Origin of the sequence: Roseimaritima multifibrata, assembly GCF_007741495.1 — a bacterium.
GTDB classification, from domain to species: domain Bacteria; phylum Planctomycetota; class Planctomycetia; order Pirellulales; family Pirellulaceae; genus Roseimaritima; species Roseimaritima multifibrata.
Genome location: NZ_CP036262.1, coordinates 5,037,679 through 5,064,092, shown reverse-complemented (window position 1 = coordinate 5,064,092; position 26,414 = coordinate 5,037,679). Strand labels below are relative to the sequence as shown.

Genomic DNA, 26,414 nt, shown 5'->3' with positions numbered 1-26,414 from the left:
TTCCCCCGCCATTGCCTTGCTTCTGACCTGTTGATCGACATTATCTGATGAAATCTTTTCCATTGATCAATCCAATCGCTGCGTTAGGTTTTTTCCTGGTTTCGCTGCTGGGAACCGCCCTTCCCTGCCTGGCTGCTGACCCGTCGGGAATGGCCGCTCCTAGCGATTCGGCCGTGGCTGCCGACCCACATTCGGTGCTGGGCGTGCAGACTTGTGTCAAATGCCATGCTTCCGAGGTCGAAGTCTGGAAGAAAACGCCCCATTCCCAGACCTTCGAACAGCTCCATCGCCGGCCAGAAGCCCGTGAAATTGCTGCCAAATTGAATGTCTCGTCGATCAAATACGATGGCCGCTGCGTCGCTTGTCACTATACCCAACAAGCCGATCCCGCCGCCGGTAACCAGGTTTCCGCGATTTCCGGTGTCTCCTGCGAATCATGCCATGGAGCGGCCAAGGACTGGCTGGATATCCACCACGATTACGGTGGCAGCCAAGCGACACGTGAGAGCGAATCGCCCGCTCATCGCCAACAACGTCTAGAAAATAGCATCGCCAACGGGATGCGAAATCCACATAACCTCTACCGGATGGCACAAAGCTGTTATCGCTGTCATACCGTTGGGGATGAAGAACTGGTCAACGTCGGAGGCCATACCGCAGGCAGTCTTGATTTTGAAATGGTGACTTGGTCTCAGGGACTGGTCCGCCATAACTTTGTTCGCAGCAATGGCAAATCCAATGAAGCGAGCACCAAACAACGCTTGCGAGTGATGTTTGTCGCGGGCTTGATCGCCGACTTGGAAAGTAGCCTGCGAGCCGTCGCGTCGGCAACGGTGAAGGATACTTTTGGAGTCACCGTAGCGAAACGGGCCGACCGAGCCGCAAAACGTTTGAAGAGTGCTCAAGGAAAACTGAATAACCGCCGTTTGGCTGAAGTCTTGGCCGTCTACGGTTCGATCAAACTAAAACTAGGCAACGCCGGCCCTCTTTCTGCCGCTGCCGACGAAATCGCTCAGATCGGTGTTCAGTTCGCTAGCGAATCAGACGGTTCTGATTTAGAGGCCATCGACCGCTACGTTCCCGCTCCATCGAAGTGGAAGTAATTCACATCGAAGTGGATCGGAAAGGATGATACGATGGGAAGCATGGCTAAAAAGACCTCAAAAGCTTCTCCCGATTTGGTGCTCCAGGCGTCCCAGTTATCGGGACGAGCCTTGCAGTTGGCCTTGCAATCTTTGTTGACCAACGTCAAAGCCGACGAGGGGGCGATGCTGGTCGTTCATGCCCTCGACACGGCCGGGCAGCACTCCGCTTTAATGGGGCTGAGCCAATCCATTCGCGTTAACGTCGGTGGAGATCTTGGCGATTTCGCTTGTGCCTATAACCAAGCGGCAAAGGTGATGATTCGCGGGAATGTCGGAAACGGCGTCGGCGATGGGATGACCGGTGGCGCCGTTCGCGTTTACGGTCGTGCCGGCGATGGTGTCGGAGTCGCGATGAGTGGCGGAACGCTGGCCGTTTATGGACACGCTGGTAACAGTTGCGGTGCCGCGATGTGTGGCGGCGAGATCTTTGTGCGTGGTGACGTCGGCAGCCAACTAGGCGTAGGAGCTCGACGCGGGACAATCGTCGTCGGTGGTAACGCGGGGAATCGCGTTGGCGAAGCGATCGGTCAGGCGACGATCTATATCCGCGGTGAAGCCGAATCGCTGGCGCCCGGAGTCGTCGAAACCGGACTGCGGGAACGCGAACGGTTGCGGTTGGGACTGCTGCTGATCAATGCGGCGATCAAAGGGGACGCCAACGAATTCCGACGGATCGTTCCCAAAGCGATTTACGAAGAAGAGAAAAATCGCCCGCGGGGCGAAATCGATCCAAGCTGGCGGTAGCCGCTTCCTTTCCTACGCGGAGACTCAGGGTGCCCTCAGTCGATCTACTTCCTAACGTTGGCCTTCTGCCACCGCCCATCGATCAGATGTGGACGGACCTGCTGCCGCTGCAAGGAGTACGGCAGCGTGCTGAATCGGCTGGCAGCCCAGGGCGGTTCTTTTGGTATGACCCGCCTTGGTATTACGTTTCGCCGCAAACCGCTGCCTCGATTGTGATGGCCGTCGATGCCCTGCGAGTCCCCGTAGCCGCCCTGGGATGTGAACTGGGAGAAAACGACCTTGGCGATTTGATGCTGGGACACTCCTTGGTTCCGTATCGCCCCGATCGCTATGGACTGGGGATCAAAGATCTGATGGCGGCCAACGTGATCGATCTCCGCTTCGCCCGCACTCGTGATTGGCAAGGTCGGTACGCCTATTCGGACGAACAAATGTCGCGCTGGCTCGGTTTGGATTTAGCGGGGGATGAGGATGCAAACCCTTCCGTGCCGGAATCGCAATCCGTGTCGGCACCCGGTTGGTTGCCCGAATTCAAAGACACTTCTCTGCTCTGTCGCAAAATCGAACAGTTCCACTGCCTGCAACCAAACGCTCGTTGTGCTGTTTCTTTGGGGCCTTATCGGCTTGCCAATGAACTGCCGGCTGTCCTTGCTGCGAAACCCGATATCGTGATCTTGCGGCTGGACGATAGTGATGAACTGAGGGAAGAACGATTAACGTCGCTACTGCTGAAAGCGACGGAGCAACTTAGCCGGCAATCGGACAATACCGATCTGTGGGTGGTGCCGCCCGATGCTCCTACACCCGACGACTGCGTGAAAATGTTTGCTCTTGGTGTCCAGGCGGTGGCGATCGATTGGTGGTGCCAGCCTCTGATCACTCAGGCCATGCAAACGGAGGGATCTATGGATCGTTCTTCGTTGGCCAATCCCTACTTAGCTCAAGCCGAAGAGCTGTTGCGAACTCCATTCGAACGTGTCGCAGGGCTAATTCAGTCTTGCGGCGCCGATCACGCCGGAGCGTTATCACCGAAACATCTGCGTTGGTAGACGCAGGCTGCCAGCCTGTGCTACTTGCAAAATTGATTGCTTGTTGAAGTTCCCTGAGGCTAGAATTGAGGCTGCCGGTTTGAAATCGCGTATCGACGATACGGTAATGGTTACACCTCGCTTCAGGACTTGTAATGCGTTCTTGCCCTTTCATTTTTGTATGCCTAGTGGTATCGGTTCTGTCCATCACAGGGTCGTTTGTGGAGGACTGCCAAGCTAAGGCACCGACGGAAAAGGAAGCGACCGACGCGATGCTAAAAGCCGTTGCTTTCTTTCGTGAAAACGCGTCCGCGGGAGGTGGCTATGTTTTTCAGATCACTTCCGACCTGAAACGACGCGAAGGCGAAGGGATTGTCGGTACGACTACGGCTTGGATGGAACCGCCAGCGACTCCTTCGGTTGGCAGCGCCTATTTAGAAGCGTATCAATTGACGGGCGAACCCGTTCTATTGGAAGCGGCCAAGGAAACCGCAAATGCCCTGATCCGTGGACAGCTGGAATCGGGAGGCTGGGATACCAAGATCGAATATGCCCCCGAGGATCGAAAACGCTACGCATATCGAGTCGATGGCACGCATGCGAAAAACGCGAATAATCGCACCACGTTCGACGATGACAAAACACAATCGGCGATTCGGTTCATGATGCAGTTGGACAAAGAACTGCAGTTCAAGGATGCCGCGGTTCACAAATGTGCGATGACCTCGCTTGATGCCGTGTTGCAATCCCAGTACCCCTGCGGCGCATGGCCGCAAAGTTACCAAGGGCAATTGGCCGCGACGCCCGACAAACCGATCAAAGCTTCGTTTCCGGAGACTTGGTCACGCACCTACACCAAAACCAGTTACGGCGTTTTCTATACGCTGAATGACAATACGATCAGTGATCTGATCGAAACGCTGCTGGATGCGTGGGAGGTCTATGGAGACAAAGCCTATTTGCAAGGAGCGGTCCGAGGCGGAGATTTCTTGCGTTGGGCTCAGCTGCCGCAGCCACAACCTGGCTGGGCACAGCAGTACGATGCGGACATGCACCCGGTATGGGCACGCAAGTTCGAACCGCCCGCCGTTTCGGGTGGTGAGAGCCAGGGAGTGCTTCGGATTCTGTTGGATCTGTACCAACGAACGGCCGCCGATGAAAAGGATGCGAAACGATTTCTCGAACCGGTCCCCGATGCGTTGGCCTATTTCAAAAAGTCGCTTCGGTCCGATGGGAAATTGGCTCGGTTCTATGAATTAAAGACGAATCGGCCATTGTACTTTACGCTTGATTATCAGCTGACGTACGAAGATACGAACATGCCCACCCACTACGGTTTTATCGTTACGTCTGGTCTGAATAGTATTGAACGGAGGTATCAAAAACTGCTCGAAACCCCCGTGGAGAAGCTCAACGTTCGAAAGCCGCGGGCAGTTGCCAAGCGGTCGCCGAAATTCGATAGTCAGGTGCAAAAGATAATCGCGCAGCAGGATGCTCGTGGAGCTTGGGTGGAACCGGGACGACTGGCGTACCACAAGGAGGACCAGGAAGCCGATATGATTCGCAGCGTCACGTTCCGGAAAAATCTGTTAACGCTAGCCCAGTGGATATCAGCGAATCGTTAAGCGACCTCGCAGCCGTAGCTACCGTCGCCAGACGGTGGTTCTATTGCTTGTCGCTTTCGCGGGGGACGTAAAAAGTATTGATGACGTTTGCTGTCGTGCGGCGAAGGATCATAAGTTCCTAAGTCGCTGCCGCAGCGGGGGAGGATTTCGGCAGCTGTTTGTTTCCGCTGGGCTTGTCTCAGTCGGTACAACAACTGGCAGCTACCCTATTGCTGCGTCATCGTTCATCCTTCTCCGCCAGCCCCGAATCGCCTAGGCGATTCGGGGCTGGCGGAGAACCGCATTTCGATTGCATATGTGGGTAGCTGCCAGTTGTGAGTCCGCCGGGGCAGGCCCGGAAACGGAACTCTTTCGGAAGCCTTCGGGCTAGGAGCGTCGACGCAACTAATCCCAACCCGCTGCGTAAGCGAGGGATTGCAGACCGTGTTCTCGGTCCCTCGCTTACGCAGCGGGTTGGGATTTTCTGATTCGTTGCCTTACCGCAGCACACTATTTGGATGCTGCCATTAAAAAACACCGCTTGCCCGGACTGGTTTGACAGCCTGGCAGCCTATCCTACGGATCCAGTTCGCGCAGAAAGGGGGCGGTGCGGCTTTTCTTGGAACGGGCTACTTTTTTCGGCGGGCCTTGGGCGACGATGCGGCCCCCTTTGTCTCCGGCTCCCGGACCGACGTCGATCATCCAGTCGCTATGGCTGGCTACCTGCATGTCATGCTCCACCAGAATCACGGTGTTGCCGGCATCCACCAACCCGTTCAATTGTGCCATCAGCATGGACACGTCTAGCGGATGCAGACCGGTGGTCGGTTCATCCAAAATGTACAGGGTGTCGCCTCGCTGATTCCGCTGCAATTCGGTGGCAAGTTTGATGCGTTGGGCTTCGCCGCCGGAAAGCTCGGTGGCGGGTTGCCCCAACCGTAGATAGCCAAGTCCTACCTGCAACAACGCCTCGAGAGCTCGCTGCACGGGCGCTACCTCGGCAAAAAAATCATGAGCTGTTTCGACCGTCAAATCGAGTACTTCTGCAATGTTTTTATCGCGGTAGGTAATTTCTAAAGTCTTGTGGTTGTAACGTTGCCCGTGACAGGCGGGGCAAGGTGCGTAGACGCTGGGCAAGAACAATAATTCGACGCTGACAAATCCGGCCCCCTCGCAGTTAGAGCATCGGCCTTTCGCCACATTAAACGAAAATCGTCCGGCATCGTATCGACGCGATTTCGCTTTGCTTGTCGCCGCAAACAGTTTGCGAACATGATCAAACAGTCCTGTGTAGGTCGCCAGGTTTGATCTCGGCGTCCGACCAATCGGTTTCTGATCAACGGTGACCAAACGCCGGACGTGATCCATCCCGCCTGCGATCTGCCCACCGGTCGAAACCTCCTCGCTCTGTTCCAGTAAATCGGTTTCGGTGCTGGGAACTTCCACTTCCAGTTTTTGTCCCAGCGACTGTCGCACCAGTTCGACAAGTGCTTGGCTGACTAAACTGGATTTGCCCGACCCCGATACTCCGGTCACGGTCGTTAGGACGCCGAGGGGGAAATCAACATTCAGCCCGTGCAAATTGTTTCGTTCTAATCCCTCCAGGTTCAGCCAGCCTGCAGGTTCGCGAACGCTCGATTCCGCTGCCGAACTTGCTGTCGCTTTATGGTTGAACAGGTATTTCGCGGTATGTGACTGCTTAGCCTTACGCAGTCCCTCGATCGGTCCACTGTAAATCACCTCGCCACCATGTTGCCCGGCATCCGGACCAATGTCGACAATCCAGTCGGCGTGCTGAATGACCCGGGTGTCATGTTCGACGACAAAGATGGAATTGCCCGCTTGCTTCAGTTCATCAAGGGCCGCGATCAGGGCTTGGGTGTCGGCCGGGTGTAAACCTGCGGAGGGTTCATCCAGGACATAGACGACACCAAACAGTTGGGAACGAAGCTGCGTCGCTAACCGCAACCGTTGCAGTTCTCCCGGTGACAAGGTGGGGGTGCTGCGGTGTAGCGACAGGTATCCCAATCCAAGCGTTGTTAGCGATTCCACTCGCGCCAGGATATCTGTGGTGATTCGCGTTGCCACGATTGTCTTTTCAGGATTTTTGTCCTCTGCACACGGCGGGTCCGCAATGGCTCCGCGAAGTTTTGCCGCCATGTCGGTCAGAGTCAACTGCGATAGTTCACCAATATCCAGCCCGGCAAATTTCACCGACAGCGATTCTCGTTTCAGCATTTTGCCGTGACAGTCAGGGCACTGCGAAATCTGCATGTACCGCGATACTCGTTGCTTGGTCCGTTGGCTTTGAGTCGTCGCAAACGATTGCAGCACGTACCTTCTGGCACTTGAATACGTGCCCATGTAGCTGGGGGAATCGCCCCGCTTGATCGCCTCACGCACTTGTTCGCAATCCCGGTCCGGATAAACAGGCACCTCGGGTGTTTCATCCGTATACAGAATCCAGTCGCGGGCCTTGCGGGACAATTTCTTCCACGGTTTGTCGATGTCGTAGCCAAGCGTGACCAAGATGCCACGCAGGTTTTTTCCCTGCCACGCAGGCGGCCAAGCAGCGATCGCTCCGTCGCGGATCGAGAGCGAATCGTCGGGCACCAACATCGGCTCCGTGACGTCAAACACGCGGCCGATCCCATGGCATCGGGGACAGGCTCCCTCGGGAGTGTTCGGCGAGAACGCGTCCGCGTACAGAATCGATTGACCACGAGGGTACGTCCCCGCACGCGAATAGAGCATCCGGAGGCCATTGGAGATCGTTGTCACGCTTCCCACGGAAGACCGCGCAGAGGGAGTCCCACGTTGTTGTTGCAGGGCTACCGCCGGAGGCAACCCATCAATCGAATCGACGTCCGGTTCGCCGACTTGGTCAATCAATCGCCGCGCGTAGGGTGAGACCGAATCAAGATACCGACGCTGTGATTCCGCAAACAAAGTTCCAAAAGCTAACGAGGACTTCCCCGAACCCGAAATCCCCGTGAAGACTACGATCGCGTTTCGAGGCAAATCGACATCGACGTTTTTAAGATTGTGAACCCGCGCACCACGCACCTGAATGCTATGGGCGGGAGCATTGTCGACGTCTTTACGGATCGGCGTCTTGGTTTTAGATAAAGCGATGAGGTTCCTCCGGAAAGATCGAATCAATGGAGTGCAATGGCAAAGTTTACAAGCACGAAGCGCAGGCGAGTATCCAGGACCGTCGCGCAAGCGAGTAAATTGGATTCGCGCCGGCGAGTCGTTTGTTTACTCGCTTGTGCTTCGTGCTTGTATCTGTTTTGTGCTAGTGGGGGGCAAGTATTTGCCAGTTCGCTGGGCTGAAAACATTCTTTCGCGGAGCGAAAGGCGACAAACAATGGACGCGGTGGGGGGACTACACTGTTAACCTGCTTTGTTGTGCCCGATTTAATATAAATGCCTTCTTCGGTTTTAAGGTTACCCGATTATGAATCTTTCGTTGATTGCTCGTCGAACGCTGTTGGTCGTTGTGGCTCTCTGCTTGCCTGGTTTGGTTTCAACGGCTTGGGCGGAGCATGATGGAAAGGTGCAGATATTGCTGTTGGGCGATAGCACTACCGAAGGGAGCATTCCACGGATTCTGCGTCCCGATGGTCCCCATCTAGAAAAGGTTTTGGAACAGTTGTTGGCGGCGAATGAAGAAACACCTCCGTGCCACGCCATCAATTCAGGCGTGAGCGGAGAATACATCCGCCGCCTGATCGACGGTGGACGGTACAAACGAGACGTCGAAAAACTCCCAGGTCTGGACTGGATCTTCGTTCGCTATGGTCTGAATGATCGAGCTCGACTGGATAACTTCAATGAACAATTTCCCGCCGACTTTCACGAGCTGATCGGTCTCCTGCAGAAGGACCACCCCTCGGCTCAGATTGTGCTGATGACTGTCATTCCATTTTCCGGCGAGGAGGCGAGTGCGGAGATAAACGCTCATGTGCGAGCGGTCGCCGAACAGGCCGATCTGCCTCTGTTTGACATCTACCCACGCTACGCTGCGGAACTTGAACGAGGGTACAATATGCTGAATTACCGCCGTTACTCGCTCGCCAAAGTTCCCGCGAACTATCACACCCTGGTGGAACCTTTTGTGCATCGCGATCAAGTGATGGTGATGGGCAACGAACTGGATGCCATTCTTGGGCAGTTGCCAGGCTGGTACAGCGATCGCCACCCGAACCTCGCGGGCTATAACGTGATCGCTGACGAAACCGCCAAGTGGTTGGTTCCCCGGCTGTAAAGACCTGGTGAAAGGCAAAGTGGCTTTTAGTCGCCATTCGCTCCGCGACGTGAATTTTATTGCTGCAGGATTCAATCATAGCGGAACAATCAATGTCGCTCGGTTCTCCGAACCGAAAGCCTTGCGGACGACCGCTTTCGGCTCGGGGACGTTAAACTTATAGGGGACGATTTCAACCCTGCCCATCTGAGTCTGGGTGCAGTGCTTTTAGCCCAGCGGGCGGAAACCTAGCGAGCGTGCGCATGAAAGTCCAGCGGGCGACAGACAAGGATGGTTCTGTCGCCCGCTGGGCTTTCCTTTTCGCGATACCCACTCCGGCGGCAAGTATCTGCCGCCCTCCGGGCTACGTGTTCACTCGGCCCAACTAGACTCGTCAACGGCTGCAAACCCTTCATTTATAGATTTCACGTCCCCCGCGAAAGAACGTTTTCTCAAAAAGGCTACCAACAACTCGCTTCGAAAACGGTTGCGGCTTGATCTTAGGTCGCCTCGCTATTTCGGGGCTTTGCCGTTCAGTGACCTTTGTTTGTCCCACCATGCTTCATCCTGCGGTTCCATGTTATTGGAAGGTGATTCAGGATTCTGCGACTCCCCTTCGGGGGCCCAGTGGTGGTTTGCACCAGCCGCTTCGACTTGTGCTAAGGCTCTTCGCATCGCTTCGGTTTCCGATTCATCCCTAGGGCGGTCTTCCTGGATCTCTTCTTCACGCCGTTGGAACGTTTCCGGAGCTGGTAGGTCTGCTTCTTCACGTTCGTACCACATCCAGTCGATAGCCGATTCTTGTTCATAGACCGGTTCGGGCTCTGGAGCCTTGTAGACCGGTTCGGGCGCTACGGGTGGTTCGGGACGAACCGGTTCCGGGCGGGGCGCTGGTCGGACCGGTTCTGGGCGAGGTTCCGGTTTGCGGACAACCGGTTCAGGGCGTGGTGGTGGAGGAGGTGGCGCAACCGGCTGCCGTGGTGGCACTGGCTTGGGGGCGGGCGGCTGAATGATTACGACCGGAGCCGGTGGTGGTTGTGGAGCAGGTTCCGGTTCGGGTTCCGGCTCTGGTTCGATTTCAGCAACCGGTTCTGGTTCAGGTGCCGGCTCGGGTTCGGGCTCCGACTCCTCTTCGATGTACTCGGCGTACTCCTCTTCGTCTTCTTCGTATTCGGGCGGTTCCATGATGGTTGCCGCACCAGGGGCTCCCTGTTCGGGAAGCAGACGCACTTCCGAGCCGATTTCATGGAAGATGTCGGCAATGTGTTCATGGCAGGTGAACATCATCACCTGGTGCCCCAGTTCCGCAAACGTTTGCAACGTGCGTGCAGCATGCAGGGCTCGAGTTCGGTCAAAGTTGACCAAAACATCGTCCAGGACAAGCGGCAGCATGACACCACGACGTGAATAGGCAGCGGCAAGCGAAAGACGCAGGGCAATAAAGACCGCTTCACGTGTGCCGCGGCTGAGGACTTCCAGTCGAAGCGATCCACCTTCGCTGGCATCGATGTTCAGGCAGTTGGTTCCCAGAGGAGTCCAGATGCGAGTGTATTTGCCGTCGGTCAATTGCGCTAAGAAGCCGGACGCTTCACGTAGCGTTTCGGGTTGACGCTCATTTTCAACCGTTTTGCAGACGTCTTCCAACAGGCAGCTGGTCATGGCCAGCGTTTGCCAGCGTCGCGCCAAGCCTTCAATTTGCCGTTCGACACAGCCCAGTTCCAATTGAGCAGAGGCAAGACGGGTGCTTTCGCACAGCTGTTTCATTTCCTGCGATAGTTCGCCCTGCTTGGTGCGGAGCGCGTCGATTCGTTGTTGCGACTGGGTGATCTGCTGTGAGATCCGTTCCCAACGCGATTCCAAATCGGTTTGCTTCGCATCCTGCAACTGTTCGACGACTTCGTCGTAATCGACTTGGTTGCCGATCATTTTGCGGAACTGTTCTTGCAGTTTGTCTGCTTTCTCGGTCGTTTGGTTTACCTTGTTTTTGCGATCGACCAAGGCATAGAATTGGTCGGACGTGGCAACCCCACATTTCGCCCATAGCGATCGCCTGTTTTGTTCCGAGCGTTCGATGGCGCGGACCAAAGCGGCTTGCTGTTTCTTGTACTGATGGTCCTGTTCGATCAATTCTCGGCGACGTTTGATCCAGTGCTGTTGTCGCGAGAGTTCTTCGTTCAAGTGATTGAGCTGGCCGAGCGGATCTTTGCGGAGTGGCGGGCCTGCGGTGGTTTCCGGTTTCGGAGGCTGCTTGGATTTCGAATTCAATTTCGATTCGTGCGGATTTCGATCCGAATCGACTTCGTCCTCCCATTCGCGGGCCGGTTTCGTCGCGACACCAGCGTCGGCTTCTGGACCGACGGCTTCGAGGTATAACCCTTCGATCCGCTTAGCTAGGGCCTGGAGTTCACGCCGTCGTTGCGATCGTTCGTTTTCCAGTTCTTGGACCCGGCGGCGACTGGCCATCAAGGTTTCGTAACCTTCGCTCAGTTTGCGAATGCTGCTGGGCGAGAGCGATTCGCTTAAACCAAGCTGCTCAAGCGTTTTTTGCCACTGCAGGCGAGCATCCTTCAGACCATTGGAAGCGGCTTCGGCCCGTTTGCGACTGGTCGCTAGACGCTGGGTCGCGGCCAAGTGGCTGTGGTAGTGCGGCAGGGCGTTTTCTAGTTCGGCAAGAAGTTCTTCGGCTTCACGCAGTCGCGTTTCCAAGGAACCGTTTCCCGGGGGGAGCAATCGCTGCAGTTCATCCCGTTCGATTTCGACTTCGCGAACCTGGTGACGCAGCGTATCGATTTGACGTTCGCAGTCTTCCAGGTCGAGCGACGTGCCACGGTCGCCCCGTTCGCGGATAAAGTAATACCAACCGAGCGCGAGGATCCCGAACATGATGCATAACATGCCCGTATTGTTGGACGGCGATTCCACCATGGCAGTCCATCCAAACAGATGGAACAGCCCATAAAGGAAGCTCATTCCTCCCAGCACAAAGGGAAGGAACAGCAGGATGGTTCGTTCGATGGGGAGTGCTTGGTCGGTCGCCAGATCAAGCGACTCTTTTTCCAGTTCGCGGTAGTGGCGTTTCAGTTTTTCCAGGTGTTCTTCGGTCTGGATGCACTGCCGAATGGAGGCGATCGCTTCGCCCTGTCGTTTCAAGGCAAGTTGCAGATCGGTGGCGTGAGCGTGTTCCAGGGTTTCGCCAAGTTTGATCTCTAAACGCTCAACTTCCTTTTTGTCTCGCAAGCCTTCTTCACGCGACTGCCGCAGCCGGAACGTATGGTCTTTGACATTCTTGGCAGGTTCAGAGAGGGCGGATAAAGTCGCACGCGAGAGATCGGGGACGGCCGATTGTTTGCCGTCCAGCAACGCCAAGCGATCTTCTTCGTCCAGGCCTAGTTTCTCGGCATCCGCTTCCAATTGCTGTTCGGCTTTGGCGATTTGACCGTCAAGCGAATCGATTTGTTCTTGAAGGGCTTCGATCCAGGTACCTTGTTGGCTGGCCGCATCGATCCGGCCCTGCATGTCGGTCAGGCGGCGGCTGAGTGGCAGGTTCTCTGCTTTTTCACGCAGTTCACGGCGTTTTTGCTTGAGGTCTTCAAGCTTCTGTTTGCGTTCTTCCAGTTGACCGTTTAGTTGCTCTAACTGCGCAGGGGCATCCTCGGCCAGGTCGGCGTCCCCTTGGAATCCTTCGATTTCCTCTCGAAGTGCCGCTTGCTGTGTCCAGATGTCGTAAACCGAAATCGCGACTTCGACCGTTTTGCCATCATGTTCCCAGCGAGAGACTCGTTCGGTTAGCTGGGTGATTTCTTGTTGTTGTGTTCGTTTTAGTGCAGCCAGTTCGGTCCAGCGGCGACCGCTGCGGGTAAGGTCTTCGATCTCGTCGCGGAGTTTTTCGCGGCGGCGTTGCCAACCGACCAAACGGCCTAGTTCCTCTTCTTCGGCGACGGTGGCGCCGATCAGTTTTTTTCGTCCGTTACGGAGCGAACGCATGCAGTCGACCAACGACACACGGTCCAGGCCCGACGAAAGCTTGTACAGTTCGTCGGCGGCCGACGTGTCGTCAAGCGTGCTTAGTTCCTGCAGTTCGCGTAGCCCGATTGCGAATACGTTTTTGAAGATCGATTCATCGATCTGCCCCAGCAGACTTGCCAGGCGGTGCTGCCCTTGGCTTAGTCCATCGGCGCCGGTGACCGTTAGCTGCCCCATGCTATCGGTATCGGTCAATTGGGCGCGACGGCGGATTTCGTAGCCGCCACCGGGACCGGTAACGCGAATCGCTCCACCGGGTGTCCCGCCATGAATGGGCGGGAGGTACCGCCCACGACGTTCCGGAGTGAATCCGTACAGCATCGCGCGGACAAACTGCATTAACGTTGTTTTGCCCGCTTCATTGGGGCCGTAAAACAACGTCATGTTTTCGGATAGTGAATCGACCGATAAACCGGTCCAAACGCCAAAGCCGTCTATTTGAATGTCTCGGATTTTCACCGGGGGATCCTCCCTGGCCGGTGGAATGTTTTAGTCCGTTCGCCAAATCGTATGGCAAACCCGTGAACCAACTCGCGATCATACTGAATCATCAACTTAAATTGACCTTCCCGCCACGCAGCAGTTCGACACCGAGGAGCGCTGCTTGGTCAAGCAATTCTGCCCTTACCGTTGCGGTTGGTTCCGCAAGCAGGGTGTCGCTGGTTGAGGGCAATCCGACATGTTCTTCGGTTGCCGGCTTGAGGTTCAATTCGCTGCCAGAGGACTTGCGATGCCGCTCGGTGACTCGTAAAAAATCGCCCAGGATCGTGTCTTCCTCTTGCCAGCTTTTGGGATAGGTTTTCGGCGGATGGACTTTCAGATTGACCGTCCAAGCCGATGGTTTGCCGTGGCCGTATTCCTGCCGTAGCCATTTTAAAAGCTGTGCAGGGTCGCCAACCGCTTGGATTGCGTCGCCTCCGGCAAGAGCCAAATCCCAACCGATAAGAAGGTTGCGGTCCCCTTGTTCATGCTGCAACCGCTGAATCCGCTGACTGAGGAACTGGCGAATGTCGCCGGCCATGGAGATCTCGGTTGCGTCCCCGTGGATATGGCAGTAGCGGAATGTGTCGCAGTCGACGTGGCGGACGCGTCCGTTTCCGTCGGAATCGACATCCACGATCGAATAACCGTGGGCGCCAGGTTCGTCCAGGCTGCGTCCTTGTGGTGATCCACAGTAATACGCGCCGACGGTTGCCCCGTCTTCTAATTCTTGACGTTGATGGCGGCCGCCGAGGGCCCAGTAATCAAACCGTCCTTCGGCCAGAGCAGCGGCATCCGCGCCACCCACTCCGATCGCCACGGTGAAATAGTCCGTCGGATCGATGCGATACGAAGGAACGTGCACGGTTGACCGCCCTTCACTGCTGCGTCCGATGACCATGCAGATTGTATTGCCGCCGCGAACCACAGGGATCGATTCGGTTCGACCGCGTGGAAAGAGGGTCACGTTTTTTGGCAACGAAATCGCTTCCGGCCATTTTTGTGGGTCGTCGGTTTCGCCCGCTGCCCAGAAAACCGAGATGCCTTCGGCGTCTAAACGTTCGAAACCATCGATCAGCAACGAGATCCCACGTGGACCTGCCATCGCTGGATTTAAAAGGTCGCCTGCCAATACCAGAAAGTCGACGTTCTCAACGATCGCCGCATCGAAAACCGCTTCGGCTGCTTTCCATGGCGCATTGGCCAATGTTTCCAGCAAGTGCGGCGGAAGTTCATCAAGGTCCCCCATAGGACGCTCAAGATGAAAGTCGCTTGCGTGCAAAAAACGGAATGATTCAGCAGCCATGTTTCCCTCCCTGGATAAAAGCCGCGAACTGCGGCAGGCGTGCAGTTTAGCCAATATGGCTAAACTAAACCAAGAGAGGATCGGCATCCCTTTGAAACTATTTTTTTATGCTAGCAATCGCAGCGGAAATCTCTTCGCGGACCTCAGGATCGATTTCGGTCTCCGCTGCCCCGATTAGCACCGCATGGGACTCAGGCGTAGCGATTTGTCCCAGCGCCCAGGCAGCGGCCCCGCGGACCAGCGATTCGGGGTCTTGCAGGCAGCCCTGGCGGAGTGCCGGGATCGCTGCAGGGTCGCCCTGGTTGCCTAGCACAATGGCAGCATTCCGCAAAATGCCTCGACGACGAGTCCGCCAAAGTGGCGATTTGCGAAAACGTGCGCGAAATTGATCGTCATCCCATTCGAACAATCCAGGTAGATCGATGGGATTTAAATCTTCGGCGGCCTCGAACGCTTCGTCGGTGGCCTCCGACCCACGCCGATTCCAGGGACAAACGTCTTGGCAAACATCGCAGCCAAAAAGCCAGTCCCCCATCAGGGGCCGCAGATCATGCGGGATGGGGTCGCGATGTTCGATCGTCAGATAGCTGATGCATCGCCGGCTATCGAGGATTCCGGGCGAAACAAAGGCGTCGGTCGGACAGGCTTCCAGGCATCGCTGGCAGGTGCCACAGTGGTCGGTCGCATGAGGAAGGCTAGCGGGAAGGGGGACATCTAGCAGCAGACAGCTAAGCAAAAAATAGCTTCCCTCCAGCTTGTTGATCAGCAATGTGTTTTTGCCGGTCCAGCCCAGTCCGGCAAGTTCAGCGAACTCTCGTTCCATAAGCGGAGCCGAATCGACCACGCCGCGACAACCAATCGCCGGGTGGTTTTTCGCCAGCGTTTTTTTAATTTGTTTCAGCCGCGCGTGAATTAGATCGTGGTAGTCAGCCGATCCCCAAGCGTATTTGGCGACTCTTCCCTGCAGCGGGCCAGGCGTCCGTGGGGAACTGGTCCGGTACGGAAACCCCAGCATGACAAGCGACTGAGCCCCTTCCATGACATGGCGAGGGTGTTCATACGCGGTCAACCGTTTGGGAATGTAGTCCATCTCCGCCGCGTAGCCCGCCTCAATCCAGTCGGACAGGTGGTGGAAACCGTTAGGAGTTGCCGCCTGCGTAATCCCGAACAGATGGAATCCGTGGTCGCTAGCTTGCTGCCGAAGCCATGCCGCTAATTCGACAGGATCGACTGAGGAGAGGGCAGGTTCGATGGAGAGTCTTTTCCGGCGAGGGGGATTTGAAGAGAAGGAACCGAGCGTTTGGGGGGTGGGTTAGGGTTGGAGTTGGGTTCGCGACTCCGTGAAAGTGGCTGCCCACCCGAGTCTGAGTGCAGTGCTTTTAGTCCAGCGGGCGGCAGATACTTGCCGTGGCGTAAGCCAACGGAAACCTCGCCGCCGGCAAGTTTCTGCCGCCCTCCGGGCTAAGTGTTCACTCTCCCCGAGAGAGAGTGTGAATGCTGCTAGATGGTCGCCCTCTGCTAACTGGCAGCTTGTGGGCTTTCGGACAGCAGGCCCATCGCGTCGGCATGTTTGATCACCTTGGCGGCGGTTTCACGCAGCTGTTTTTCGGTATGCAAACAGTTGATGAAAAATCGGACTCGCGCGGCCGATTCTTCCACCGCGGGGTACAGGATCGGAGGCACGCTGACACCATCCAGTGCCATGCGGTGCGACAGTCGCAGCGCCACCAACGAATTTCCTGTGATCACGGGGACGACGGGCGTCCCTCCGCTAAGTCCCGTGGCGACGCCGGCATTCCGCAGCAAGGAAAGGAACAGTTCGCTGTTCTCTTTCAATCGAGCGACGCGTTGTGGTTCGGCTTCAAGGACTTCGATGGCCTTTAGCGTTGCCGCGGCGGCTGGTCCCGATAGTCCACAAGCGAACACAAACGCGGGGGCCGTGTACTGCAGCAATTCGATCAGCTCTTTTGGGCCAGCGATGTAACCGCCCGTCGATCCCAGGCCTTTGCTAAGCGTACCCATCCAAATATCGACGTCTCTTGGGTCGATGCCAAAGTGCTCGCTGATCCCGCGACCGGTCGCACCCATCGTGCCGATGCTGTGGGCTTCGTCGATCATCAATAGGGCTTTATGCCGTTTGCAGACTTCAACGGCTGCCGGCAGATCGCAGAAGTCCCCGTCCATGCTGTAGACCCCTTCTCCCACGACCATCACACGTCGGTAGTGGTCTCGGGATTCATGTAGGATCCGGTCGACTTCTTCAAAATCATTATGTTGGAACGGACGACGTCTCGCTCCCGAAAGCAACGCACCCTGGACAATACTGTTATGCGAAAGGGAATCATGGAGGATCAAGTCTCCCGGTCCCAGCAGATGTCCGATGGTCGATTCGTTGGTTCCGTGGCCACTGACAAACGTGATCGAAGAATCAACGCCAACAAAGTCCGCGATCTTTCGTTCCAGTTCACGATGGACCGGTTTCTCGCCCGAAACCAAGCGGCTGGCGGACACGCTGGTGCCATATTTCTGCAAAGCTTCCTGAGCCGCTTGCGTGACTTGCGGATCGCCGGACATTCCGATGTAGTTGAATGCCGCAAAACTGACCATCTCTTTACCATCAACGATGGTGGTATCACGCAGTACCGATTCGTGGACCGAGAAATAAGGGTTCGGGACCCCCGTCATCAGTAACTGGGATTTGGTTTGCTGAAGACGCTGGTATTCGGGGAACTGAGCGAAGTTGTAAGAGGCTTCGGTGATCTCTTTTTTCTCCGCAGGCATTTCGTCAGAATCCAACGCCGACAGTTGACGAATTCTGGAGAGTGCCGATTTGCCCATGTGCGTTTCAATCGCTCGAGCCACATCGCCAATCGTTTCGACTTGCTCGAGAACTTCCTGAGGGAAGCGGCCGTCGAACAGTTGTTCCAGCGAATGAGCGATCTGCATCCGTTCCAGGGAATCCAGCCCTAGATCCAGCACGATATTGGTGTCGATGTCCAAGTGGCCGGCGCGTTCTTGAGCAACGCTCCGCACATGTTCGACCACTGCAGCGACGATATCGGCGTCAACGGTTTGTCCGTTAAGGCTGGGCTGGTTGGTGCCAGCCGCTTGCATCGCAGGGGCACTGTTTTTTCTTGCCGAAGATTGGGCTTCTTCCCAGCGTACCCACTTCGCGACGACTCTTAGAGTGTCATTGCGGACGGCATCGAAGCAGGCGTGCCTTTGGATTTTTCCGCTGCTGGTTTTGGGTACCGAGCTATTGCGTACCAAGTAGACCGCTTCCGGGGGCAATTCATGTTCCGCCATCACCGCGCGCCGGATCGCTTGCAGGTGTTCGTCACGGTCGATGTCTCGGGTGCGAACGGTCTCTGCGACAATGACCAGTTGCTCACGCCCTTCATGTTCCATCGCAAATGCCGCCACGGCGCCGGCTTGCACGATATCGCTCGCTTGTTCGACGGTCTGTTCAATATCCTGCGGATATCGATTGACGCCGCGAATGATGATCATGTCCTTTAAACGGCCGCTGACAAAAAACTGATCCTCGGAAATAAAGCCAAGGTCACCCGTTCGCAGGAACGGACCTTCACCGTCGGCGGTGTGAGCTTCGAAGGTGTTTTTGGTCGCTTCTTCGGATTGCCAATAACCTTTGCCGACGCTTGGCCCCTGAATCCAGAATTCACCAATCTTGCCAGCGGGAAGGATTTGGTGGGTTTCAGGATCAACGATTTCGATTCGTTCTCCGGGAATGATTGCACCGCAACCGACCAAGGGACGCGCCTTGTCATCCTTGGCATCGATTGTTATCGCATCCCCGTTGTCCAGAGCATGGCGATCAAACGAGCGGTAGAACGGGCGTGAGGAACTTGGTCCACCGGTCACGATCAACGTGGTTTCCGCCATCCCATAACAGGGCAGGAAAGCTTCACGTGTAAAACCAACCGAGGCGAACTTTTCCGCAAACGCTTCCAGAGTGGAAGCTCGGATTGGTTCGGCACCGTTGAAGGCGATTTTCCAGCTCGATAGGTCTAGGCCTTCCAGTTCGTCGGTGCCGACTTTGTCGACGCACAACTGGTAAGCGAAGTTTGGGCCTCCGCTGATGTGTGCACCATAATGCGTGATGGCTCGCAGCCATTTGACCGGGTGCTGCAAAAACGTCATCGGGCTCATGAAGACATTTGATTTGCCAAAGAAGACCGGTTGCAGGACGCCGCCGACCAATCCCATGTCATGGTAGGTCGGCAGCCAAGTGACGCCGATTTTGGTCCCGATCGGTTCAAATGCGTAAGTGATTTGGGCACAGTTCGCGATCAGGTTTTGATGGGTCAGCATGACTCCCTTGGGAGCCCCCGTGGAACCGGAAGTGTACTGTAGGACCGCGATGTCATCGGCGTTGAGCGACGGCCGTTTCCAATTGGCAAGGTCGCGTTTGCTCGGGTGATCGGTCCCGATCATCTGGATGTCTTGTAGGTCCTGATGCCGATTTTCGCCCCCCAATTGGTCGGCGACCGAGTCGATCGAAAGGGCGAATCGTGAAGAGGCGTCTTGGGCGATCGAGCGGATTCGGCCCGCTTTGCGATTTCGCCGTGGAGGGTAGGCGGGAACCGCGATCGCTCCGGCCGCGTGGCAGGCGAAGAATCCAATGACAAAATCCAGCCCGGGCGGATAAAGAAGCAGGACCCGCTCATTGCGTGTGACTCCCTGGGACTGTAAATATCCCCCTAGCCCGCGGACCTCTTCCCATAGTTGTTTGTAGGACAGCGTGGCGGTTTCATTTTCGCCATCGGTAAAATGGAAAGCTGGCAGGTCGACACGCTGCGCACTCCAATACTCAAGAATATCGAGAAAATTGGTGCGTGGCGGTTCGCCATTTTCAAAATAACGCTGCAAATTCAACATCGGGCCAACGTCCAAGCGTAGGAGTCCATCAATATCGTGGGAGAAAAGTGGAAGGCTTTCCCAAGTTGCCACCCATCGGCTAGTTTAACCATTGTCGCCAGTTGTGGATAACCTGCCTGTGCGGGGTTCCCTACGTTCTCTTTTACAAGGTAAATGCCGTGTCCTTCTCCACTATGTCGGACGGACGCTGGATCGACTTGATCGACCCTGCCGGGAATGTGCTTCTGAATCAGTCGCCCAGCCAAGCTGCCCAAGCCGTCAGGGACGGCGATATCAACGGAATTGCTGGTATTAACGGACAATTCGCGATCTGTCAGCAAGCCGAAGACAAACTTCGTTTTGCGCGAACCATCGCCCGCCCAATGAGGTACTACCAAGCGTCTGCTAGGGGCAAGAACTGCCTAATCGTCGCAGAACGAATAGACGAAATATATTGCCAATTAGCAAAGTTAGGGATGGCTGGGCAGTTTGTACCGTCTGCCACTCGGATGGTACCAGCCCACCATTTGGTAGAGGTCGACCTTCCGTTGCATGAGGCCACCGGGGGGGATGTACCGGTGGCAGCCCCTCGGATGGAAAGGTTCTTGGTGCCTCCCCAGGAACGTTGGCCGGCTGATATTTCATTGATCGGGTCACGTTACGTCGGCCGTTTGCTGGCCGCCTGCCAGGCTTGGCTGGAAGGTCTTGATCCCAAGCAACCGATCGGTGTCCTCTTTTCAGGAGGGGTCGATAGTGGTTCGGTGCTGATCGTCCTTGCACATCTTCTAAAGGAAGCTGGCGAGGATATTGGGCGTCTGACCCCTTTTACGTTGGCTGTAGACGATTCGGGTGAGGATGTTGCGCAGGCTCGCCAATTCTTGCAACAGACCGGGATCGATCTAGACCTAGAGGTCATGCAGGTTCCGCTTTCGGATGTCGACTACCGCGATGCGATCGGAGTGATCGAAGACTACAAACCGCTGGATGTCCAATCGGCGACGATGGCCTTGGCGATGTGCCGAGCGATCCGGGCCAAGTATCCCGAGTGGCAATATTTGATTGATGGCGATGGCGGCGACGAAAATTTAAAGGACTACCCGCTAGAGGATCACCAGTCGCTTAGCATGCAAGACGTCCTCGGGAATCGGTTGCTCTACCAGGAAGGCTGGGGGATCGATGCGCTGAAACATTCTCAGACGTACAGCGGCGGGCAAAGTCGAGGCCATGTGCGGACCTGGGCGCCGGCGCGTCGCTACGGGTTCCAGGGCTTCAGCCCGTACGCGCTGCCAACGGTCATCGAAGCTGCCGAGCAAATCCCGTTTGTTGAATTAACCGAATGGAATCCAGAGCTTCTCTATTCGCTTAAAGGCAAAGTGGTCGCCGCTGGCGTTCGAGAATGGACGGGGGTTGAAATGCCTCGGTTCGAGAAAAGGCGTTTTCAACGCGGCGCGGTAGCGGCTTCGACCTTCGACAGTCTGTTCCCGGCCAACGCACAGACCTATCGTGATACCTTCGCAACGCGTTTCAGTACCGAAGCCTTAGCGAAAACGGTATGCCCTTGATGCCGAAGTCTTTCCAGGGAGGCAATGGTTGGTCGACGCTTCGGATTTTTTCGATACAGAAGCAGATGGCGACCGCCATTCGGTTCGCCCGTTGCGGGTTCCGCGGCGCGGGCGTGCTGGATGGTAGCAAACTCAAGCGTTCGCTTTCATCAGCCGGTCAAGCGGACTGGTAACGGCCAATCCAGGACGGTTCATCACATGCGTGTAAATCATCGTCGTCTTTACGTCTTTGTGCCCAAGCAGTTCTTGCACCGTGCGGATATCGGCGCCGTCCTCCAGCATATGGGTGGCAAAACTGTGTCGCAAAGTATGCGGAACGGCAGGTTTGTCAATGTTTGTTAATCGCAGCGCTTTTCTAAATCCGTCACAGAAGGTGTTTTCGTAGACGTGATGACGGCGGATCGTCCCGCTCCGCTTATCAAGAGAGCGACGACCGGCAGGAAACACGTATTGCCAGCAGAGTTGACGTTCGGCGCTGGGATACTTTCGCGCCAAAGCGAAAGGGAGATAGACATTGCCGAAGCCTTCGTCCAGGTCCTGTTCGTGAAGCACGCGCGCCGAGGCGATTTGATTTCTTAAGCACTCGATTAAAACTTCGGGAAGCACGGTGATTCGGTCCTTTTGTCCTTTGCCGTCGCGGACGGTGATTTGGCGGTTGTCGAAACAGACATCCTTGATGCGAAGCGTCCGGCATTCGCGATGCCGAAGTCCGCTGCCGTACATCAGCAGAAACATGACGCGATTGCGGTTGCGAATTTTATCCAGCATCTTGGAAATTTCGGATTTCGTAAGCACCGTCGGCAGAAATAGGCTCTCACGTGCACGCATTGAATTGATGAAGCCCAGTTCCCGCCCATAGACTTTCTCGAAAAGAAATTTAATGGCCGAGAGAGCTTGGTTTTGAGTCCCTGCAACGACTCCGCGCGTTACAGCCAATTCGGTTAAAAAATCGGAGATTTCACGTTCACCATATTTTTCCAGATGTTCGTCATCCATATGGCGAACCAGTTGTTTGATCCAGCCGACATAGGCATCTTCCGTACTTTTAGGGTGTCGGATCACCCGCATCCGTTCACGTAACTGGCGGACGGCGAGAGGCTCTGATGGATCGATTCGTCCCGGATTCCCTTCGCCCAAAACCAAAGTCGATTGCCCCTGCGGATTTTCACCTAATTCGAGTCGTTCGAATCGCGAGACTTCCTCCAGCTTTCTGGAAATGAAAGAGAAGTCTAGATTTTGTTTAGTCGAAAAATGCTTCTGGTAAGTTTCCAGGGCGCGAGCAGCCTGCAGTCGTGCCAGGCGGGGAAACGGTTGTCACGAAGCGACTTCAGGAAATTGACAACGCGGTCCTCCGAAATTTCCATCTGGCTATCGGGATCGAAGTGGTGGTGTCGGCAGTAGCCGTCGAGCCACCGAGGAAACCAATCCAGATCCGCTTTGCGAATCGCCAACCGCTGCAATCGACGTTTAAATCTCGATACCGACATAGCACCCCTCCGAGACATAAGACTGAAGGACAATCGTACACTCGAATCATTTGTACAGTATCCGAGGGGGCGGAGCAAGAAATTTTTGGGAAAAAGGGCACTCTTTCGGGGGGAGCCGATTATCCAGGGATCAACCATGGTATAAAAGGGATTATGCCCTGGATGGTCCAAGGCATAAACATTTTCCAACCCGGACCGTCCGGGAATAATGGATCGTTCGCCGACTGGACCGCATCTAACCGCGACCGCACACCTGATGGAACGTCGTCATATCAAGATCGAGATACCGTTGCCGAGCACGCGAGTGCTGCGACCGATGCGATTCACTCTGCGTTCACTCGGTTTGCTTGTCCTTCTCGTGGCCTTAACTCTATCTGTCCACAGATACGCGACGAAAACCGAGCGGTCAAAACACTCAGGCGGATACTATCATCTCGTGATCTCGACGCCTGACGAGTTCTCAACCACATTTGTCCGACGGAACGACTACCCTGATATTCCCTCTTTGCTCCAATCCAACCACACTCGCAAATGTGTTTGGCCTCCAAAGGTTTGGATAATGCGGCCTGACTTTAACGCTACGGATCTTCAGGTCCGCGTTGACCTCAACGTTCGTGGGACGCATGATAGACCAGTGCTCGACACTCCCGTCACCATAAAAATGTGCGACACCGTTTACATATCCGCTGGCCGCCTTGGTGTTCAGCCTGGATCACTCGCAGGCACCAATGGGGGAGACGAACCATCCGATGCACCCGAGTCGCCGAGCCGGGCGTTTTGACAATGGAAGATCTCTCGCGGCGACCGGGTGATCGGTAACGTTCCCCGACTGACGTGTTCACACCAGGCAGCGATGTCTAACGGTGATCCAATGCAAATCGACAACACCGCAGCATTGCTGACCCATTTGGATACATCTGGAATGACGTTTCAGTGGCTGATTCCCCCTGAAGCAGGACAATCCATCTTGCTTTCAACTTCGCAGCTTCGATTACTCGCTGACGATGCTCCGGTTGCAAGTGGTCCGCTGATTGACTCGTTCAAACGGTTCATTTGTGCTTCTATTGGCGAAATCAAACACACACTCGGTACGACAAACTCCGCGAGTGGCTGCCTGAAACTATCGACTTGCATTTATGATCGTATGCTCGACATCGACTACGAGTGCGCTGAATCGCCAGCCGTCGAGGGATCGTGCTACTCTGGTGGTGGTCTAATTTCCGTTCCGTTGACGGACTTCCTGCTGGAGCACGAACCGTGATACAGGACGGCGGGGAACCAGACGATGCACGTGAGTCGCCGAGTTGAGGTTTTTGAAGTGGTGAGTCGTTCGCGGCGACCACGTGATCGTTGACGTTATTTGCAAGAATCATGGGACTTGATGCTGTCGAAATCGTAATGAATGTTGAAGACCACTTCGGCATCACGATCCAGAACACGGAGGCGGAACATGTCCGCACCGTTGCGGATCTCGTCACGCTAATACATGGTCGCATCGCCGTAGCACACGAATCGTATTGTCCGACGCTTCCCGCGTTCCTGAAGTTGCGGACAAACGTTCGCGATGCGATTGGCGATCACACATACCGAATTCGACCTCGACAACGCATTGTCGACCGGCTGACGGTTACCCAACGCCGTCAACTGTGGAATCGGCTTTCCGAAATGCTTGGTTCGCCGCCCCGAGGTTTGCGCCGCCCACGTTTACTCCGACAATTACTCGGCATTTCCGTAGTTACCCTTCTTGGCATCGCCTTAATTGCTGCGGTAGCGATCGACCTTCGCATTTTGCCCGTGACACTTGTGGTCGCTGCCTTCTGTATATTCCTGTTGCACATCGTCACGGTTCCGTTCCGAACGGTGCCTCCCGCAGAATGGGTTACATTTGGGGACATCACGACTAAAATTGTGAGTGTTACTTCCGCGACCAAACAATTACAGCTTCGCACTGCCGATGATGTTCTTTGCGAACTACGCCCACTGATTGTGGACGTACTGGGTGTTGACATTGACGAAGTAGTTCCCGACGCTCGCTTCGTTGAGGACCTTGGCGTCGGATAGCAAATAACCATCGCGTGAACCGGAGAACGCGAACTGAGCGATCTGGCCGTTAGAGACTTTTCCGCGCGTTCCCGGTTACGCGTAACGTTACGTGGACGAGGGATGACGAATCGCAGTGAACGACCGATTGCCCATCACGACCGAGCGACTGTCACTCAGAAGGCTGCAGCCGAACGACACCGCTGCCCTGCTCGCAGTTTACGGCAACGAAGATAATGCACGCTTTGAGTTTTCGCCGGCTTGGTCGGCCGAACAGGTTAACGACCTCATTTACTCTCAGTCTGATGTCTACCTCGGCGACCCAGGCGTTCCGTTTACTCTCGCCGCAATCGAAAACGCCTCGGAGGCACTTGTCGGGTCAGTGCAGATTACGATTAACAGCGTCGAGGATCGTCAAGGCGAACTTGGATTCGCGTTCAATCCGCACTTCGGCGGGCGTGGTCTCGCCACCGAAGCCGTAAACGCCGCACTTGGGTATGCATTCTCAGCGATGGAACTACACCGCATTTTCGCGGGTGTTGACACTCGAAACGAACGCTCTTGGAGACTAATGGAACGTATTGGAATGCGCCGCGAGGCTCACTTCATTCATGCCAGTCTTGAGGGCGACGAATGGATCGACGACTTTACGTACGCTATGCTTGAAGATGAATGGCAGGCGACGAATACCACGTAACCATCGGATGCACGACGAGTCGCCGAGTCGTGGTTTTTGAAGTAGAGGATCGCTCGCGGCGACCGCGTGATCCGTAACGTTACCCGACAGAAAACCCCACAAACGCATGGCTCGATCGCAGAACGCAACGTTTCGCGGAGACGAGCCCAAGTCAATTGGTGACCGCATACGCGGCGAATCATACGCTCGTCTAATCGCCGATGGGTTAGCATCACGCGACTGGTCGATCGGCGAGATTGATGATTGGCGGGATGCCGGATTCCTGATTCCGCTGGTTCACGAAAAAGCAAACATTGTTATTGTTGTTTCTCAATACCATGGCGATGATCGACGTTGGATACTTCAAATTGCGCCGGCACAATCTCCGGGCTGGATCCGTCGACTCTTGGGAACGGTTGTGGTTGCGACACCGGGACAAATTCATGACGTTGCGAGTGACATCCACGCAATACTCGTGGACGGAGGTTGCTCCGAGTTTCTTTGGTGCTGGGATGACCTCGCAGACAGTGACGTCTGTGATTGCGTTCCGATGCCTGATGGTCGATAATCTAGGGTTGTTTGGCCGCCCGAACGTTGTGGAAAGCGGGTAACAATGCAATGCACGACGAGTCGCCGAGTTGACTTTTTTTGAAATGGTTGATCACCCGCGGCGACCGCGTGATTGCCGACGTTCCCCGACTGAAATGCGGACACAACCTGCTGGCGACTTAGCACGCGCACCACTGTGAAATATCGCCTCAAAACCTTAATCGAAATCGTCACACTGTCTGCCTTGCTGTTTGCGGCCTACAAATACTGGGACGCGTTGCCAGGGACTTACCACAAGAACGAACATGGCTTTCCGCAGGGCACTGGACAAGCCGAATACCACTACGACAACGGCGCTCTCATGATGCGTGAATGGTATTTTCGCGGATTGGTCTATCGCACAACATGGTTTATGCCGGACGGACGCGAGATCGCAACAGAGACCTACGACAAGAGGAATGGCGGCGTCGGTTACTATCTTCGACAAGACGGGACGATACGCAGCAAATACACGTACGAATACATGCCCGACTTAAACGTCTATGGCAATGCTGAATTCCCACTGTACTACGACAAGAGCGGGACGCCCGTACCCGACGCGAAAGAGCCGATTGACTAAACCCGACACCGAACAAAGCGGGGA

Annotated in this window: 17 protein-coding genes; 11 read left to right on the top strand and 6 right to left on the bottom strand. The window is 55.5% G+C overall.

Annotated elements, in window-relative coordinates:
- Positions 1-47 precede the first annotated feature (47 nt).
- From FF011L_RS18280 to FF011L_RS18265, 4 genes are all read left to right on the top strand, one after another.
- Positions 48-1,103: a cytochrome c family protein gene (locus tag FF011L_RS18280; protein WP_145353080.1), complete on the top strand. Its 1,056-nt coding sequence runs from the start codon at positions 48-50 to the stop codon at positions 1,101-1,103.
- Between the two features lie 42 nt (positions 1,104-1,145).
- Positions 1,146-1,889, top strand: a complete 744-nt coding sequence (locus tag FF011L_RS26900) for a tributyrin esterase (protein WP_246109494.1) — start codon at positions 1,146-1,148, stop codon at positions 1,887-1,889.
- Positions 1,890-1,918: 29 nt separating this feature from the next.
- Complete coding sequence (locus FF011L_RS18270; protein ID WP_145353076.1) at positions 1,919-2,938, top strand: hypothetical protein; 1,020 nt, start codon at positions 1,919-1,921, stop codon at positions 2,936-2,938.
- A gap of 134 nt (positions 2,939-3,072) precedes the next feature.
- Positions 3,073-4,542 carry a pectate lyase gene (locus FF011L_RS18265; protein WP_145353074.1) on the top strand — a complete coding sequence of 490 codons (1,470 nt, stop codon included), beginning with the start codon at positions 3,073-3,075 and terminating at the stop codon, positions 4,540-4,542.
- Positions 4,543-5,097: 555 nt separating this feature from the next.
- Here FF011L_RS18265 and uvrA read toward each other — a convergent pair.
- Complete coding sequence (gene uvrA, locus FF011L_RS18260; RefSeq protein WP_218932722.1) at positions 5,098-7,683, bottom strand: excinuclease ABC subunit UvrA; 2,586 nt, start codon at positions 7,681-7,683, stop codon at positions 5,098-5,100.
- Positions 7,684-7,981: 298 nt separating this feature from the next.
- On the opposite strand from uvrA, the gene FF011L_RS18255 reads away from it, so the two are divergent.
- The gene (locus FF011L_RS18255) at positions 7,982-8,791 is read left to right on the top strand and encodes an SGNH/GDSL hydrolase family protein (protein WP_145353072.1); all 810 of its coding nucleotides are present in this window, start codon (positions 7,982-7,984) and stop codon (positions 8,789-8,791) included.
- Positions 8,792-9,283: 492 nt separating this feature from the next.
- Here FF011L_RS18255 and FF011L_RS18250 read toward each other — a convergent pair whose 3' ends face one another.
- From FF011L_RS18250 to FF011L_RS18235, 4 genes are all read right to left on the bottom strand, one after another.
- Positions 9,284-13,252 (bottom strand): AAA family ATPase, encoded by a 3,969-nt coding sequence (locus tag FF011L_RS18250; RefSeq protein WP_145353070.1) that lies wholly within the window; start codon positions 13,250-13,252, stop codon positions 9,284-9,286.
- Positions 13,253-13,343: 91 nt separating this feature from the next.
- The gene (locus FF011L_RS18245) at positions 13,344-14,579 is read right to left on the bottom strand and encodes a metallophosphoesterase family protein (RefSeq protein ID WP_145353068.1); all 1,236 of its coding nucleotides are present in this window, start codon (positions 14,577-14,579) and stop codon (positions 13,344-13,346) included.
- Between the two features lie 97 nt (positions 14,580-14,676).
- A complete protein-coding gene (gene queG, locus FF011L_RS18240; protein WP_145353066.1) occupies positions 14,677-15,831 on the bottom strand; it encodes a tRNA epoxyqueuosine(34) reductase QueG in 1,155 nt (384 codons plus the stop codon).
- A 266-nt stretch (positions 15,832-16,097) separates the two neighbouring features.
- Complete coding sequence (locus FF011L_RS18235; protein ID WP_145353064.1) at positions 16,098-19,478, bottom strand: aminotransferase class I/II-fold pyridoxal phosphate-dependent enzyme; 3,381 nt, start codon at positions 19,476-19,478, stop codon at positions 16,098-16,100.
- A gap of 158 nt (positions 19,479-19,636) precedes the next feature.
- Here FF011L_RS18235 and FF011L_RS18230 point away from each other — a divergent pair, with 158 nt between their 5' ends.
- The gene (locus tag FF011L_RS18230) at positions 19,637-21,019 is read left to right on the top strand and encodes an asparagine synthase-related protein (protein ID WP_246109493.1); all 1,383 of its coding nucleotides are present in this window, start codon (positions 19,637-19,639) and stop codon (positions 21,017-21,019) included.
- 132 nt (positions 21,020-21,151) lie between these two features.
- Here the strand turns inward: FF011L_RS18230 and FF011L_RS18225 are convergent, their stop codons facing one another.
- Positions 21,152-22,156 carry an integron integrase gene (locus FF011L_RS18225; RefSeq protein WP_261342573.1) on the bottom strand — a complete coding sequence of 335 codons (1,005 nt, stop codon included), beginning with the start codon at positions 22,154-22,156 and terminating at the stop codon, positions 21,152-21,154.
- Positions 22,157-23,377: 1,221 nt separating this feature from the next.
- Between FF011L_RS18225 and FF011L_RS18220 the strand changes: the two genes are divergently transcribed.
- The 5 genes from FF011L_RS18220 to FF011L_RS18200 all read left to right on the top strand — a co-directional run bounded on the left by FF011L_RS18220 (position 23,378) and on the right by FF011L_RS18200 (position 26,390).
- The gene (locus FF011L_RS18220) at positions 23,378-23,767 is read left to right on the top strand and encodes a hypothetical protein (protein ID WP_246109492.1); all 390 of its coding nucleotides are present in this window, start codon (positions 23,378-23,380) and stop codon (positions 23,765-23,767) included.
- A gap of 110 nt (positions 23,768-23,877) precedes the next feature.
- Positions 23,878-24,567, top strand: coding sequence for an acyl carrier protein (locus FF011L_RS18215; protein WP_145353060.1), 690 nt, complete (start codon positions 23,878-23,880; stop codon positions 24,565-24,567).
- Positions 24,568-24,682: 115 nt separating this feature from the next.
- Positions 24,683-25,243 carry a GNAT family N-acetyltransferase gene (locus FF011L_RS18210; protein WP_218932720.1) on the top strand — a complete coding sequence of 187 codons (561 nt, stop codon included), beginning with the start codon at positions 24,683-24,685 and terminating at the stop codon, positions 25,241-25,243.
- Positions 25,244-25,349: 106 nt separating this feature from the next.
- Positions 25,350-25,790 (top strand): hypothetical protein, encoded by a 441-nt coding sequence (locus FF011L_RS18205; RefSeq protein WP_145353056.1) that lies wholly within the window; start codon positions 25,350-25,352, stop codon positions 25,788-25,790.
- Positions 25,791-25,967: 177 nt separating this feature from the next.
- Positions 25,968-26,390 (top strand): hypothetical protein, encoded by a 423-nt coding sequence (locus FF011L_RS18200; RefSeq protein ID WP_145353054.1) that lies wholly within the window; start codon positions 25,968-25,970, stop codon positions 26,388-26,390.
- Positions 26,391-26,414 lie beyond the last annotated feature (24 nt).